The organism is Octadecabacter algicola (genome assembly GCF_021532625.1).
In the GTDB taxonomy this organism is placed as follows: Bacteria; Pseudomonadota; Alphaproteobacteria; order Rhodobacterales; family Rhodobacteraceae; genus Octadecabacter; species Octadecabacter algicola.
In genome coordinates this window covers 195,977-209,721 of record NZ_JAKGAR010000002.1, presented here as the reverse complement: position 1 = coordinate 209,721, position 13,745 = coordinate 195,977, and the positions used below count along the sequence as shown (strand labels likewise).

Below are 13,745 nucleotides of genomic sequence, written 5' to 3'. Positions count from 1 at the left end.
AAAGAGGTCGGCTTCGCATGCGAGGTCGACCTCTTTAGCGATAGTCACTTCCCGTCTGTGATCATCTCGCGGATTTTTACAGCCTTCTCAAAGTGATCCAGCTTGTGGGTTTTGATCCACCACTCCGCCGCTTCCATAAGACGTTCGGGATCATCATTCTTATTCGCAAAAAATGCGTAAAACGACAGGCCAACATTCTCGCCCTTCTTCGCGATCTTTGCATCACAAATAGCGACAGCCTTATCTCTTAAACTCTGCCTCATGACGCACCCTCAGGTCGTCCGACATCCGGACTGGCGTAAAAGTCCCTCAGACTCTGGCCCTTTTCAATTTTGAACGGCCCTGCTTCTTCCATGTCTTTGATGCGATCAAGGCGGAACATACGGAAATCATTGCGCAATTCGCACCATCCAACGACGGTCCAAACCTTGCCCCAGAACCACAACCCCAAAGGCCGAATGACACGCCGTGAAGACGCGCCAAATTGATCGGCATAGTCCAAATCCAACCTGATGCGCCCGTCCGCCGCCGTTTCAATACGGTCAATGCGCGCGCGGATTTCATCCGTCATATTGTGCATCGTAAATGCATGAACAGGAACGCTAGCGGCCTTGGCCCGTGCATCATCGGGCAACACCGCCTCGATCTTGACCAACGCTTCCTCGGCGGCGGCGGCCATTGATGCGCCACCCCACGCACGGATCATCCGCGCTCCTGCCACAAGGGCCACAATTTCTTCTGAATTGAACATCAGCGGCGGCAGGTCATAACCCGCCCTCATCACATACCCAACGCCAGCTTCACCCTCAATCGGCACGCCAGAGCCAATCAAATCCGCTACATCGCGATACACCGTCCGCTTTGTAACCTCGAGCCGTTCAGCCAGCATTTGAGCCGTAAGCAGCCGACCGCCCCGCAGATATTGTACAATCTGGAAAAGGCGGTCGGCGCGTCTCATGGTTTATTTCTTTCCAAGTTCGAAGAGCCCGATGGAGTTTCCATCAAGATCAAGCGTGTACTGAAAACGACCCGCTGGAATGTCGACAATTGGCCCCAGAACCTCGCCCCCTGCTTTGGTAACCCGCGCGGCGGCATCTTCGAGTTTACCGGACACCGACAAATGAAGCGTAGCGCCCGTCCCAGTTGCTGGTGGCTTACCCGGATAAAGGTGGCCACCACCACCGTTATCGGCACCGTCCAAAATGGCAATCGGGTTTGGCCCCATGTCAGTTACCATTTGCGATGTCCATCCGAACACTTCGTCATAGTACGCCATTGATTTCTCGAGGTCCGTCACTGGAATTTCGACCCATGCTGTCATTGGTTGGTATGTCATTTCTCATCTCCATAAGTTGTTGATGAGCATCTTCTGACACACCCCTACTGACAGCATTATGTCAGCAGGTTGTCAGCTGATCCAAGAAAGATTCTCTTCGGTCCGTCCGGCGGGGTTATATTCGCCACTCACCCAGCCCTTAAATTTTTGTTTATCCAGCATTTTAAAGAACGCGGCGTAGTCAAAATCACCCTCCGACGGTTCGTGGCGATCCGGCACACTGCCGACCTGAACATGGGCAACACGGGCTTTTACCTTGTCCCATGTGCCCAGAACGTCACCGGTAATTCGCGCAGCGTGATAAGCATCGAACTGCAAATACAGGTTTGGCGCATTTACCTCGTCCAAAATCTCCATCGCCAAGTCGAAATCGTCCAAGAAATAACCAGGTAAGTCGTGGCGGTTGATCGGTTCAATCGTCAGTTTTTGTTTCGGCGCAGACTCTGCTGCCCATTTCAGATTTTCGACGAAACAGGCGCGTGCGTCCGACCCTTCAGCGGCCCCCGCCATGATATGAATGAACTCCGCGCCCAGAGCGCCCGCATAACGAACCGTGCGGCGAAACGCGCCCTGAAACCGCACTTGTTCCTGAGGCATGGCGGCAAATCCACGGGGGCCATTGGGATCAGTGTAATTTGGCGGCGGGCAATTGATCAGCGCCATAGGCATTTTCGCCCGAGCCAGCGCCGTGCCAAATTCGGCTGCGTTTTCGTCATAAGGAAACAGAACTTCCACCGCTTTAAATCCCGCCTTGGCCGCTGCCATAGGACGCTCCAGCAATGGGTATTCGGTGAACAACATCGATAAGTTGGCGCAAAACTTTGGCATCAGATGTCCAGTTCTGCGGCAAGAATGATCGGGAAGAATACCCCGCCAGATCGCACCCCAAACCAATCAGCCCCATCATGCGGCGCCGTCTCTCCGATATCGACAAGCCTGTAGAACGACTTGCGATCAATCAGCGCCTCGAGGTTGCGACGGACCAAAACGTAGGGCGATGGCTCTCCTGTTTCGGGGTTCCGTACCACGCGGATAGGGTGTTGTGGCCCTGCTGTCGCAAAATCCCCGACATTGGTTTCAAATCGCAGGTCCCCGTCCACAGTTTCAAAATCCACAGCCACAAAAGGCGCGTCATCCACGGTGATTCCGACCTTCTCGACGGGCGTCACCAGAAAATAGTCGTCCCCGTCACGGCGAATAACCGTCGAAAACAGGCGCACCAATTCGGGACGTCCAATGGGTGTGCCCAAATAAAACCACGTCCCGTCCCGCGCGATCCGCATGTCCAAATCCCCGCAAAACGGCGGATTCCATTTGTCCACGGGGGGCAATCCGCCCCCTTTGCTCGCTGCACGCGCCGATGATGCGAGACTTTCCGCCGAAACAGGCACCTTCTCATCACTTTGGTTTGTTTTTGCCATTGGGCTTATCCGCGTTATCTGTTCTTCTGTTAATTCAACTATATGCCCCTAAAGGACCGGATTGCCATGCCCAGCCCCGACCAGAGTAACGATCAACTTGTTAATGATATCGAAGCCCTTGGTGGCAAACTGGCAGAGGCGCGGTCGTCTATCGCCAAACGGTTTATCGGACAGGATAAGGTTGTTGATCTTACGCTGACGTCCCTTCTGTGTGGCGGCCATGCGCTGCTGATCGGCCTCCCCGGTTTGGGTAAGACGATGTTGGTGGATACGCTGTCCACCGTGATGGGCCTGAACGGCAACCGCATTCAGTTCACACCGGACCTGATGCCCGCGGATATTCTTGGATCCGAAGTACTCGAAACCGCCGCTGACGGCAGCCGCGACTTTCGCTTTATCGAAGGTCCGGTGTTTTGCCAGCTCTTGATGGCGGATGAAATCAACCGCGCTTCACCACGGACCCAATCGGCGCTGCTACAGGCGATGCAGGAAAAAGAAGTGACCATAGCCGGCGAACATCGCTCCCTTGGCGTGCCGTTCCACGTTCTCGCCACGCAAAACCCGCTGGAACAAGAAGGCACCTACCCGCTGCCAGAAGCCCAGCTTGACCGTTTCCTTGTGCAAATCGATGTGCCTTACCCGACACGCGAAACCGAACGCGACATTCTGATCGCGACGACAGGGATCGACGAAGGTGCTGCATCTGCCGTCTTTACTGCCGATGAGCTTTTGGCCGCGCAAACACTTCTGCGCCGCATGCCCGTCGGCGACGGCATTGTTGAAATGATCCTCGACCTCGTGCGCGCCTGTCGCCCTGATGATGAAACAGCACCGGACGTCGTGAAAAACAGCGTCAATTGGGGCCCGGGCCCACGTGCGGCGCAGGCTTTAATGATGACGGTTCGCGCCAACGCATTGCTTGATGGCCGCCTTGTGCCGTCCATTGACGACGTTCGCGCCATGGCTGCACCCGTGCTGTCCCACCGTATGGCCCTTTCGTTTGCGGCTCGTGCCCGCGGAGAGGTCCTCGCGGATGTGATTGATCAAGTGGCGACCCAAATTACTGCGACTGCCGCCGCCGCATGAGTGACGCGCCCCTCTCCCTGAGGTCGCGATCCGAAGACCTCGCTGCGCCGTTCCCAGCTTTGCTGGCCGAGGCAGAACACCTTGCCGCAACGGTCATGGTGGGCGATCACGGTCGCCGCCGCGCAGGTGCGGGTGATACGTTCTGGCAATATCGGCCAGCACAAAACCACGATGAAATGCGCGCGATTGATTGGCGTCGTTCAGCACGGTCTGACAACCAGTTCGTACAAGACAAAGAATGGCAAATCGCCCAAAGTATCCTGCTCTGGGTCGATCAATCCGCCGCAATGTCGTTCACGTCCCTGAAAGACGGGACCACCAAAGCCCAGCGCGCGCGCACGCTTGCACTTGCCACGGCGATCCTTTTGCTGCGCGGCGGGGAACGGGTTGGGCTGACTGGCGACCTACTGCCCCCTCGTCGGGGTGAAATGCAAATCTCTCAGATGGCCGCCCTCTTGTCTGAAGATCACGCCGACGACTTCGGAACCCCTGTTGCAGACGGCATGGCCTCCCATTCCCGCGCACTCTTCGTGTCGGATTTCTTGGGCGATCTGACAGGGATCGAAACCGCCATGGCCAAAGCCGCCGAACGCGACGTGCGCGGCGCATTGGTGCAAGTCCTTGATCCCACGGAAGAAGCCTTCCCATTTGACGGACGCACGATCTTTGAATCCATGACCGGTGCTGTCGTACATGAAACCCTGAAAGCTCGTGATTTGCGCGACCGCTACCTTGATCGCCTCGCTGAACGCAAAGACCGCCTCGCGACGTTGGCGCGAACCTCTGGTTGGCAGTTCCACACCCATCACACCGATACCGCCGCGTCGTCGGCCCTGCTTTGGACCTATTCGGCACTGGAACGCCGCGCATGACTTTCCTACTGCGTTTCGCCAACAGTGAGATCACAACATGCTAACACTCGGCCCAATCGCCTTTGCCACGCCGTGGCTGTTGCTCGGTCTGCTAATCCTGCCGATCTTGTGGCTGTTGCTGCGCGCAGTTCCGCCCGCCCCGATCCGCCGCCGCTTTCCCGGTGTCGCGCTTCTGTTGGGCCTATCCGATGATGACAGTCAGTCGGACCGCACACCATGGTGGCTTTTGTTGCTGCGGCTTTCGGCTGTCGCCGCGATCATCACGGCCTTTGCAGGCCCCGTCTTGAACCCGAAACAGGAAACCGCAGGCAACGGTCCACTATTGGTGATCATGGATGGCACATGGGCAGATGCCCGCGACTGGACCCGCCGCATCGACCGCGTCGATGCCGCCTTGGCCGAAGCCGCACGCGATGGACGAACCGCCGCCCTCGTCACACTTACCGATCTGCCGCCAGAACCACCTGTGTTTCAAGATGCGCAGGCCGTGCAACAACGGCTCCCCAATGTTATGCCACGCCCCTTTGCACCCGACGCCGAAGCCCTCTCCCTGTGGGCAGGTAGCCTGACCGGCACATTTGATACCTTCTGGCTGTCGGACGGTATCGCGCATGACAGCCGCAGCGATCTTCTTACGTCACTCGAAACCCATGGTACTGTCACCGCCTTTGAATCCACGCGCCCCGTGTTCGCGCTGCGGCCTGCCCAGTTCGTGGACGACGCTGTCAGCGTCACAGTTCTACGGGCCGCCGCTGGCAATGACACCGAAACCACCGTCACCGCGGTCGGGCTTGACCCTGCGGGTGTTGAACGTCGCCTTGCAACGGCGACCGCCACGTTCACGGCTTCAGACCTTGTGGCAACGGCCACCTTTGACCTTCCGCCTGAACTGCGCAACCGCGTGACTCGTTTCGAAATACAAGGCATTCGATCTGCCGCTGTTATAACCCTTGCGGATGACGCCTTGAAACGCCGCGAAGTCGCTCTTTTGGCAGGTGCCAGCGACCGCGAAGCGCTCGAACTGTTGTCGCCATTGCACTACCTTGAACAGGCTTTGATCCCGACGGCTGACCTGATTGAAGGCAGCCTCGAAGACGTGTTGTTGGCAAATCCGGATGTCATCATCCTTGCCGATGTGGCCACGCTGACGGCAATCGAGGCCGACGCGATGTTGGAATGGGTCGATACGGGCGGGTTGCTTGTGCGCTTTGCTGGTCCGCGTCTTGCAGCGTCCGACATCAGCCGCACCGACGAAGACCCTCTGATGCCCGTTAGATTGCGGGTTGGCGGGCGTTCCATTGGCGGCGCGATGTCTTGGGGTGAACCCAAAGAACTGGCCCCCTTTGCTGACAACAGCCCGTTCTTTGGCCTGCCTATTCCAGATGATGTGGCAGTGACTGCACAGGTCATGGCCCAGCCGGACCCGACATTGGCTGACCGCGTGATCGCGCAATTGGCCGATGGCACGCCTTTGGTCACCCGTAAATCCAGCGGCAATGGATCCATTGTTTTGTTCCACGTCACCGCAAACGCGGAATGGTCCACCTTACCGTTGTCAGGGTTGTTCGTTCAGATGCTTGAACGCTTGGCGATCTCGACCCGCCCAGCCACCCCCAGCGTCGAAGACTTAGCTGGCACCACGTGGCAACCCGAGGACGTGCTGGACGCCTTCGGGGAACTGTCCCGCGCCGATACCTTGCCCGGCGTTGCTGGTGAAGATTTGGCTGAGGCCGTCGCATCCGCTGATCTATTGCCCGGCCTTTACGCCGGCGAGGATCGCCGTATCGCGTTGAACGTGACAGGCCCCGACGACGTCTTGGCCGCTGCCACTTGGCCTGCCCGCATCGCAGTAGAAGGATTGAACGTCGTGCGTGAAACCTTGTTGAAAGGCTGGCTCTTGGCGGCAGCACTGGTGTTGCTGAGCATCGATATCATCGCGTCACTCGCACTGTCAGGCCGCTTGCGCGGGCCGCGTGCTGCATCGGCGGCAGTGGTTCTGATGGCGATGATGATCGCGCCCAATTGGGCCGATGCTCAGGACGATAGCTTTGCGATCGCCTCAACGGCGGATGTGGTGCTGGCCTATGTGATTACAGGCGATACGCAGGTCGATGAGATGTCTGATGCGGGCCTTTATGGCTTGTCCAACATCCTGTTCCAGCGCACATCCATTGAACCATCCTTTCCTGTCGGTATTGACCTTGAGACCGATGAGCTGGCGTTTTTCCCGTTCATTTACTGGCCCGTGACCGCCGATCAACAACTGCCAACGCGTGAGGCCTACGCCCGCTTGAACCGCTATCTGCGCAGCGGTGGCATGATCTTGTTTGACACACGTGATGCAGACCTTGCGCGGTTTGGATCGGCCAGTCCAGAGGGGCGCAAATTGCAGGCGATTGCCCGTGGTCTTGATATTCCTGCGCTTGAACCCATTCCGCAGGACCATGTTCTGACCCGCACGTTTTATCTTCTCCAAGATTTTCCTGGTCGCCACGCAAGCCGCGACATCTGGGTCGAAGCAGCATCCGCAAACGCGCAAGCCGCCGAAGGCATGCCATTCCGCGACCTCAATGACGGTGTGACGCCAGTGGTGATCGGCGGCAATGACTGGGCCTCAGCTTGGGCAACAGATCGGCAGGGCACGCCGCTGGTTCCAATCGGACGTGGATTGGCGGGCGAACGCCAGCGCGAAATCGCCCTGCGATTTGGCGTGAACCTGATCATGCATGTGCTGACGGGCAATTATAAATCGGATCAGGTGCATGTGCCTGCATTGCTGGATCGGTTGGGCCAATAATGATGCAACTCCTTAGCAAAACCGGACAAGGAAACGGCGCATGATTGGCAGTGTTATACTTGATCCACTTGTACCGTCTGCGGTGCTTTATGGGTTGGCGGTTTTGGCCGCTGTCGGGTTAGCAATCGCGATTTGGCGCCGCCTTGTGGGTTGGGGCCTGCGTGCGTTAGCCGCAATTGTAATCCTTGGCGCAATCGCCAATCCGTCGCTGCAACAAGAAGACCGTGCAGAATTATCTGACATCGTGATCGCTGTGATCGACGAAAGCGCAAGCCAGCGTATCGATGAACGCGAACAGCAAACCGCCGAAGCCTTGGCGCAATTACAGGCAGACGTGTCACGACGTGCGAATACCGAACTTCGTGTCGTGTCATTAAGCGATGGTGACGGGGATGCGGGCACTGAGTTGATGTCTGCTCTCTCTGAGGCCCTTGCCGAAGAACCGCGCGCGCGGATCGCGGGCATGGTGATGATCACGGATGGTCGCGCCCATGATATGCCCGCCGCCCCTGCCGCGCTGCCCGCACCGCTGCATGTATTGCTGACAGGTCAGCCCGATGATTGGGACCGCCGCCTTGTTGTACGCAATGCCCCAGCCTTTGCGATATTAGGTGAACCTGTATCGCTGACACTACGCGTCGAAGATCAAGGCGCCGCGCCCGATACGCAACTTATTGAGCTAAGCATCGCGATTGATGGTGACGCCCCTTTGACGTTCCAAGTCCCTGTGAATGAAGACATCGAACTGCCGATTGATCTGCCCCATGGCGGCATGAACGTCATGCAATTTTCGACACCCGTCGCCGAGGGCGAACTGACAGACCGCAACAACGAAGCGGTCATCCAGATCAACGGCGTGCGCGACCGTTTGCGTGTGCTTTTGGTCAGTGGCGAACCCCATGCGGGCGAACGCACGTGGCGCAACCTGCTCAAATCCGACAGTTCCGTGGATTTGGTGCATTTCACCATTCTGCGCCCACCTGAAAAACAAGACGGCGTACCTGTTAACGAACTAAGCCTGATTGCCTTTCCAACGCGCGAGTTGTTCTTGGAAAAGATCGAAGAATTCGATCTGATCATTTTTGACCGCTACAAACGGCGCGGGATTTTGCCGTCTGCGTACATCGAAAGCATCCGTGACTACGTGACAAATGGCGGCGCGGTTCTGGTGTCTGCAGGTCCGGATTATGCCTCAGCGGATAGTATCTATCGCTCGCCGTTAGGGGATGTTTTGCCCGGCGGTCCGACAGCGCGGGTTTATGAAGAAGGCTTTACGCCCGCGATCACGGATCTTGGCCAGCGTCACCCTGTGACCGAAGGGCTTGAGACGTTTGCGACAGGAACGAACGAGGACGGCACACCTGCTTGGGGCCGTTGGTTCCGCCAAATCGAAGTCATACCAAGCCCAGACGCGGATGTGGTCATGTCTGGGGTCGACGGGCAACCGTTGTTGATGCTGGAACGGGTCGAAGAAGGACGGGTTGCGTTGATTGCGTCGGATCATTCATGGCTTTGGGATCGTGGATTTGAGGGCGGCGGCCCGCAGCTTGAATTGCTGCGCCGCCTCGCCCACTGGATGATGAAAGAACCCGAACTTGAGGAAGAGACCCTGTGGGCCGAACCTAACGGGCTCACGATGCGTATTATACGCCGCACACTGAATGACACCGCCGGTGAAGTGACGATCATCCATCCCGACGGCACCGAAACCATCGTGACCTTGGATGAGGTTTCACCGGGTCGTTATGAGCTGCTGTGGGAAGCCCCTGAAATCGGTCTGTACCGCCTGCGCGACAGCGAAACCGAAACCGTCATCGCGCTTGGCCCCTCTGCGCCGCGTGAATTTGAACAAACGATCGCGACGGGCGATGTTCTGGCTGACTTGGTGGCAGGCACAAATGGCGGGATTATGACCCTGACCGACGGGCAGCCATCCCTACGTGACGTGCGCGCGGGACGCCCTGCCTTTGGACGGGGTTGGATTGGTTTGACGCCTCGCGATGCCTACCGAACAGCAGACGTCAGCGTGACGCCATTGCTGCCAGCTTGGCTGGCGCTGCTGCTGGCAGGATTGTTGGTGATCGGGGCGTGGCTGCGCGAGGGTCGCCGCTAAGGCAGGGTCATTTGGTGCCGCTCTTCGGCCCAACCTTCCAATGTGTCAGACGCGCGGATGAACACTTCGTTCACGCCATCATGAACGGCAATAGAACTGGACCGTGTAAAGGGCTGCTCATTCACGTGCGGGTGCGCCAATACGCGGGTGCCAAGAACTGTTCCGTCCGCCAATTCTACACGCCAACCGTCAGCGTAATGGTCCCAGCCCGTATCTGGGTGGGACAGGGTGACGTCAAAACGACCATTCGAATAGGTGACGTTTTCAAAAACGGGCGCATCTGCAAAAGCAGGGGCTGCGAAAAGAATAAGTGCAAGTGCAAGTGCATGTTTCATGCGACGTGCATAGCGCCCCACCAGACCGTTGCAAAATCACGTTTTCGGGTAGCCGCGTTCGTCCAGCAGAATGGCACGCGGGATTGAAGTGAATTCGCGGCTCCAGACCAGCCAGGCCACAAGGACAATCGCTACCAATAAGGGCCATGGTCCAGCCATCCAAGCGACAGACCCAAGCGCGAAATACATAGACCGTAGGCCCCGGTTGAAATTCATCGCGGCGCGGATGTTCAGTTCAGCGGCTTTGGCGGCCATAGGGCGTGTGCGCGGGTCATCAACATCGTTGGGGACTGCGGACATCATGACGCTGCAATATCCGAAGACACGATTGGACCACACGAATTTCAGAAAGCCATTGCTGAGGAACAAAAGCACTAGCCCCAGTTTGATCTGCCAGATCACAGCGGGGCTTTGGGCCATTGTGATGCCTTCTGCGACACCGCGCAGCGGGTCCACATTGCCGATCAGGGCCAAGACACCACCGACCGCAAGCAAGCAAGTCGAGGCGAAAAACGACGTTCCTTGGCGCAGGCTGTCCATGATCTGCGCGTCAAAGATACGCGGCTGGCGATCAATCATCACCCGCATCCATTCACGGCGGTATTCCGACATGAGAACTGTCACGGAAGGTCGGCTGGCCGAAGGATGTTCGATCCACCAGCCAAGCCAGAGCCAGACCACAATCATCAGCGTGACAAACCCGCCGTCCAGCCATGTCAGGCTGGCAAAGTCAGTTACAAAATCCATATGTCGCACCCTAGGGCTAATCTGGGGGATAGACACGCGCATAAATTGGTTATATTTCTTTACCAATCGGAGGAGCCGTCTATGGACATGCCACAGCCAAACCCAACAATTCTGTCCCGAAAGGCAAAAATTGTTGAAATATTACAAAGAGTTCTCCCCAAGGATGCGGTGATCCACTCGGATTCCCAAGTGCGCGCGTATGAGTGCGATGCCTTGACCGCCTATAAATGCCCGCCACTTTGCGCGGTGCTGCCTGCCACCACGGATGAGGTTTCAGCGGTCTTGAAGGCTTGTCATGAGATGGGTGTACCAGTGGTTCCGCGCGGATCGGGCACGTCTTTGGCTGGCGGCGCCTTGCCGACTGCGGATTGCGTGATACTTGGCACCGCACGGTTGAATGCGGTGCTCGAGACAAATTACGATGACCGTTACATCCGTGTTGGATCAGGCCGCACGAACCTCAGCGTTACAGGTGCCGTAGAAGAGATGGATTTCTTCTATGCACCCGACCCGTCCAGCCAGTTGGCCTGTGCCATTGCCGGAAATATCGCGATGAATTCTGGCGGGGCGCACTGCCTGAAATACGGGGTGACAACGAACAATCTAATGGGCGTCAAAATGGTGCTGATGGATGGCACGGTGACTGAGATTGGTGGCGCGCATTTAGATGCCGCTGGTCTTGATCTATTGGGTTTGATCTGCGGAAGCGAAGGGCAGCTTGGCGTTGTAACGGAAGCCACGTTGCGCATCCTGCGCAAACCCGAAGGGGCGCGGCCCGTGTTGATGGCGTTTAACGACAACGAAGTTGCGGGTGCCTGTGTCGCAGATATCATCAAGGCGGGTGTCTTGCCTGTTGCGATCGAATTCATGGATCGTTTGTGCATTGAAACCACCGACAATTACGCCAAGGCTGGTTATCCCGACTGCGAGGCGCTTTTAATCGTTGAAGTCGAAGGCGCCCCTGAGGAAATCGACGAACAGCTGGCGTTGATCCTAGATATTGCGCGCAAACATGACCCTGTAGAACTGCGCGAGGCGAAATCCGCAGAAGAAGCCGCCCGCATCTGGCTTGGGCGTAAGTCGGCGTTTGGTGCAGTTGGGCAGATCGCAGATTACATGTGTCTGGACGGCACGATCCCCGTCTCGTCACTGCCGATGGTGCTGCGCCGTATTGGTGAATTAAGCGAACGGTACGGGCTTCAGGTGGGCAATGTGTTCCACGCAGGTGACGGTAATATGCACCCACTGATCCTGTATAATGCCAACAAAGAAGGCGATCTCGAGCTGTGCGAGGCGATGGGCGCGGAGATCTTAAAGCTCTGTGTGGACGCTGGCGGATGTTTGACAGGTGAACACGGTGTGGGCATCGAAAAACGCGATCTGATGACACACCAGTTTGAACCGCAGGATTTAGAAATACAGATGGCCGTGAAGGATGTGTTTGACCCCATGTGGCTGTTGAACCCTGCAAAAGTGTTTCCATTGCAGTCGTCGCAATCACGTCGGATTGCAGCTGAGTAACATACCCTGCCCGCTCTTAGCTAAACTGCCGAATTACTGAACAAAAGAAGTTGACCTCATGGCGTCTATGACCCCGAAAACAGAAAACGAATTGGCCGACGCGATTAGCTCGGCCAAGGGACCGCTGCGGATCACCGGCGGTGGCACGCGCGACATTGGCAATCCGGTTGTTGGGGATGCACTTAGCACCGCGGCACTGTCTGGCATTACGCTGTATGAACCGGGCGCTTTGACCTTAGTAGCGCAAGCAGGCACGCCGGTCTCAGAAATTGAGGCGGCGCTGGATGCAGAAAACCAGCGGCTTGCGTTTGAACCGATGGACCATCGTGCGCTGTTGGGCACGCAGGGCACGCCAACGATTGGCGGCATGGTCGCGGCAAATGTCAGCGGGCCGCGTCGTATTGCTGTTGGTGCGTGCCGCGATCACCTGTTGGGCGTTCGTTTTGTCGATGGGGCTGGAACCGTGATCAAGAACGGTGGCCGCGTGATGAAGAACGTCACCGGCTATGACTTGGTGAAGCTGTTAGCAGGATCCTATGGAACTTTGGGCGTTTTGAGCGAGGTTTCGTTGAAAGTACTACCCAAGCCCGAGACCGAGGCCACGCTGGTGCTGAACGACCTATCCCTTGAGGATAGCGTTGCTGCGTTGTCTGCTGCACTTGGGTCCCCGTTTGAGGTGACCGGAGCAAGCAAGGTCAAAGGGCAGACCTGCATTCGCATCGAAGGGTTCGAGGCCTCGGTGCGGTATCGGGCAGAGCAGCTTACGGCACTTCTAAGCACGCATGGCGATGTGGATCAGGTTGACCATAATGCAAGCAGCACGCTGTGGCGTGGCATTGCTAATGTATCAAATTTTGCTGACCATGAGGCCGTTACCCGCGTGTCCGTACAGCCCAGCGCGGCCCCTGCACTGGGGCATGAAATCGCGAGCAAGCATAACCTAGACGTTATGCTGGATTGGGGTGGCGGATTGATGTGGCTCGGGATGACGCAAGGGGATGCCGCGGCTGTCGCCCATCAGGCGATCCAAGACAGTTGTGCGCAAATCAACGCACATGCGACGCTGATCAAAGCACCAATTGAAACCCGTGCAGCCGTGCCAGTGTTCCAACCCGAGAACCCGACCATCACTGCATTGTCAGATGGTATCCGCGCTAAATTCGATCCCCGTGGCATCCTGAACCCTGGATTGATGGTATGAGCGGCCTGACAACAGCCTTTGTCCTTATCCCCTGCATCTCCGCCTCAGCGGTTGCAGTTGTTTTATTTGATTGGCGGCTAGCAGCGGCTGCAGCCTGTGGCGCTTTGGCCTTTCTGTTCTTGGCTCCGCAACTGCCCGAAATTCTGCGTATTTATGGCAGTTCGGTCATGTCGGGTGTCGCGATTGGCGCTTTGGCGTTGGTCGCGGTTTTGCTTTGGCGTCCATCTACGTCCACATGGTCACGAATGTCGGCCGCATTGGTCGCGACGTTTATTGTGACGTACGGCCATCTCATCTCGCTCGGAGTAACTTGATC

At 57.2% G+C, this 13,745-nt stretch carries 14 protein-coding genes; 7 read left to right on the top strand and 7 right to left on the bottom strand.

Annotated elements, in window-relative coordinates:
• Positions 1-44: 44 nt before the first annotated feature.
• From L0666_RS07850 to L0666_RS07830, 5 genes are all read right to left on the bottom strand, one after another.
• A complete protein-coding gene (locus tag L0666_RS07850; protein ID WP_235260039.1) occupies positions 45-263 on the bottom strand; it encodes a DUF6500 family protein in 219 nt (72 codons plus the stop codon).
• Positions 260-958 carry a helix-turn-helix transcriptional regulator gene (locus L0666_RS07845; protein WP_235260037.1) on the bottom strand — a complete coding sequence of 233 codons (699 nt, stop codon included), beginning with the start codon at positions 956-958 and terminating at the stop codon, positions 260-262. Before L0666_RS07845 ends, L0666_RS07850 begins: the two co-directional genes overlap by 4 nt.
• Positions 959-961: 3 nt before the next feature.
• Positions 962-1,336, bottom strand: coding sequence for a VOC family protein (locus L0666_RS07840; RefSeq protein WP_235260035.1), 375 nt, complete (start codon positions 1,334-1,336; stop codon positions 962-964).
• A 72-nt stretch (positions 1,337-1,408) separates the two neighbouring features.
• Complete coding sequence (locus tag L0666_RS07835; RefSeq protein WP_235260033.1) at positions 1,409-2,164, bottom strand: hydroxypyruvate isomerase family protein; 756 nt, start codon at positions 2,162-2,164, stop codon at positions 1,409-1,411.
• A complete protein-coding gene (locus L0666_RS07830) occupies positions 2,164-2,757 on the bottom strand; it encodes a DUF1285 domain-containing protein (RefSeq protein ID WP_235260031.1) in 594 nt (197 codons plus the stop codon). Before L0666_RS07830 ends, L0666_RS07835 begins: the two co-directional genes overlap by 1 nt.
• A gap of 66 nt (positions 2,758-2,823) precedes the next feature.
• Between L0666_RS07830 and L0666_RS07825 the strand changes: the two genes are divergently transcribed.
• Genes L0666_RS07825 through L0666_RS07810 form a run of 4 tightly spaced genes read left to right on the top strand, consistent with a single transcriptional unit; the run spans position 2,824 to position 9,625 of the window.
• Positions 2,824-3,843, top strand: a complete 1,020-nt coding sequence (locus L0666_RS07825; RefSeq protein WP_235260029.1) for an AAA family ATPase — start codon at positions 2,824-2,826, stop codon at positions 3,841-3,843.
• Positions 3,840-4,715 (top strand): DUF58 domain-containing protein, encoded by an 876-nt coding sequence (locus tag L0666_RS07820; RefSeq protein WP_235260028.1) that lies wholly within the window; start codon positions 3,840-3,842, stop codon positions 4,713-4,715. The genes L0666_RS07825 and L0666_RS07820 overlap by 4 nt, the downstream gene beginning before the upstream one ends.
• 37 nt (positions 4,716-4,752) lie before the next feature.
• A complete protein-coding gene (locus L0666_RS07815) occupies positions 4,753-7,512 on the top strand; it encodes a DUF4159 domain-containing protein (RefSeq protein WP_235260024.1) in 2,760 nt (919 codons plus the stop codon).
• 40 nt (positions 7,513-7,552) lie between these two features.
• Positions 7,553-9,625, top strand: coding sequence for a hypothetical protein (locus L0666_RS07810; RefSeq protein ID WP_235260022.1), 2,073 nt, complete (start codon positions 7,553-7,555; stop codon positions 9,623-9,625).
• On the opposite strand, the gene L0666_RS07805 is transcribed toward L0666_RS07810, so the two are convergent.
• Both L0666_RS07805 and L0666_RS07800 read right to left on the bottom strand, forming a co-directional pair.
• The gene (locus tag L0666_RS07805) at positions 9,622-9,960 is read right to left on the bottom strand and encodes a hypothetical protein (RefSeq protein WP_235260018.1); all 339 of its coding nucleotides are present in this window, start codon (positions 9,958-9,960) and stop codon (positions 9,622-9,624) included. The two genes, L0666_RS07810 and L0666_RS07805, sit on opposite strands and share 4 nt — an antisense overlap.
• 36 nt (positions 9,961-9,996) lie before the next feature.
• Positions 9,997-10,707, bottom strand: a complete 711-nt coding sequence (locus L0666_RS07800; protein ID WP_235260016.1) for a DUF599 domain-containing protein — start codon at positions 10,705-10,707, stop codon at positions 9,997-9,999.
• 81 nt (positions 10,708-10,788) lie between these two features.
• Here L0666_RS07800 and L0666_RS07795 point away from each other — a divergent pair, with 81 nt between their 5' ends.
• The 3 genes from L0666_RS07795 to L0666_RS07785 all read left to right on the top strand — a co-directional run bounded on the left by L0666_RS07795 (position 10,789) and on the right by L0666_RS07785 (position 13,743).
• Positions 10,789-12,228 (top strand): FAD-linked oxidase C-terminal domain-containing protein, encoded by a 1,440-nt coding sequence (locus L0666_RS07795; protein ID WP_235260014.1) that lies wholly within the window; start codon positions 10,789-10,791, stop codon positions 12,226-12,228.
• 67 nt (positions 12,229-12,295) lie between these two features.
• Positions 12,296-13,429, top strand: a complete 1,134-nt coding sequence (locus tag L0666_RS07790; protein WP_235260011.1) for an FAD-binding protein — start codon at positions 12,296-12,298, stop codon at positions 13,427-13,429.
• Positions 13,426-13,743, top strand: coding sequence for a hypothetical protein (locus tag L0666_RS07785; protein WP_235260009.1), 318 nt, complete (start codon positions 13,426-13,428; stop codon positions 13,741-13,743). The genes L0666_RS07790 and L0666_RS07785 overlap by 4 nt, the downstream gene beginning before the upstream one ends.
• The last annotated feature ends 2 nt before the right edge of the window (positions 13,744-13,745 follow it).

What these genes read in the sequence shown, in the direction of transcription:
- L0666_RS07850 (WP_235260039.1), bottom strand. Translation starts at nt 263, where the DNA reads ATGAGGCAGAGTTTAAGAGATAAGGCTGTCGCTATTTGTGATGCAAAG.
- L0666_RS07845 (WP_235260037.1), bottom strand. Translation starts at nt 958, where the DNA reads ATGAGACGCGCCGACCGCCTTTTCCAGATTGTACAATATCTGCGGGGC.
- L0666_RS07840 (WP_235260035.1), bottom strand. Translation starts at nt 1,336, where the DNA reads ATGACATACCAACCAATGACAGCATGGGTCGAAATTCCAGTGACGGAC.
- L0666_RS07835 (WP_235260033.1), bottom strand. Translation starts at nt 2,164, where the DNA reads ATGCCAAAGTTTTGCGCCAACTTATCGATGTTGTTCACCGAATACCCA.
- L0666_RS07830 (WP_235260031.1), bottom strand. Translation starts at nt 2,757, where the DNA reads ATGGCAAAAACAAACCAAAGTGATGAGAAGGTGCCTGTTTCGGCGGAA.
- L0666_RS07825 (WP_235260029.1), top strand. Translation starts at nt 2,824, where the DNA reads ATGCCCAGCCCCGACCAGAGTAACGATCAACTTGTTAATGATATCGAA.
- L0666_RS07820 (WP_235260028.1), top strand. Translation starts at nt 3,840, where the DNA reads ATGAGTGACGCGCCCCTCTCCCTGAGGTCGCGATCCGAAGACCTCGCT.
- L0666_RS07815 (WP_235260024.1), top strand. Translation starts at nt 4,753, where the DNA reads ATGCTAACACTCGGCCCAATCGCCTTTGCCACGCCGTGGCTGTTGCTC.
- L0666_RS07810 (WP_235260022.1), top strand. Translation starts at nt 7,553, where the DNA reads ATGATTGGCAGTGTTATACTTGATCCACTTGTACCGTCTGCGGTGCTT.
- L0666_RS07805 (WP_235260018.1), bottom strand. Translation starts at nt 9,960, where the DNA reads ATGAAACATGCACTTGCACTTGCACTTATTCTTTTCGCAGCCCCTGCT.
- L0666_RS07800 (WP_235260016.1), bottom strand. Translation starts at nt 10,707, where the DNA reads ATGGATTTTGTAACTGACTTTGCCAGCCTGACATGGCTGGACGGCGGG.
- L0666_RS07795 (WP_235260014.1), top strand. Translation starts at nt 10,789, where the DNA reads ATGGACATGCCACAGCCAAACCCAACAATTCTGTCCCGAAAGGCAAAA.
- L0666_RS07790 (WP_235260011.1), top strand. Translation starts at nt 12,296, where the DNA reads ATGACCCCGAAAACAGAAAACGAATTGGCCGACGCGATTAGCTCGGCC.
- L0666_RS07785 (WP_235260009.1), top strand. Translation starts at nt 13,426, where the DNA reads ATGAGCGGCCTGACAACAGCCTTTGTCCTTATCCCCTGCATCTCCGCC.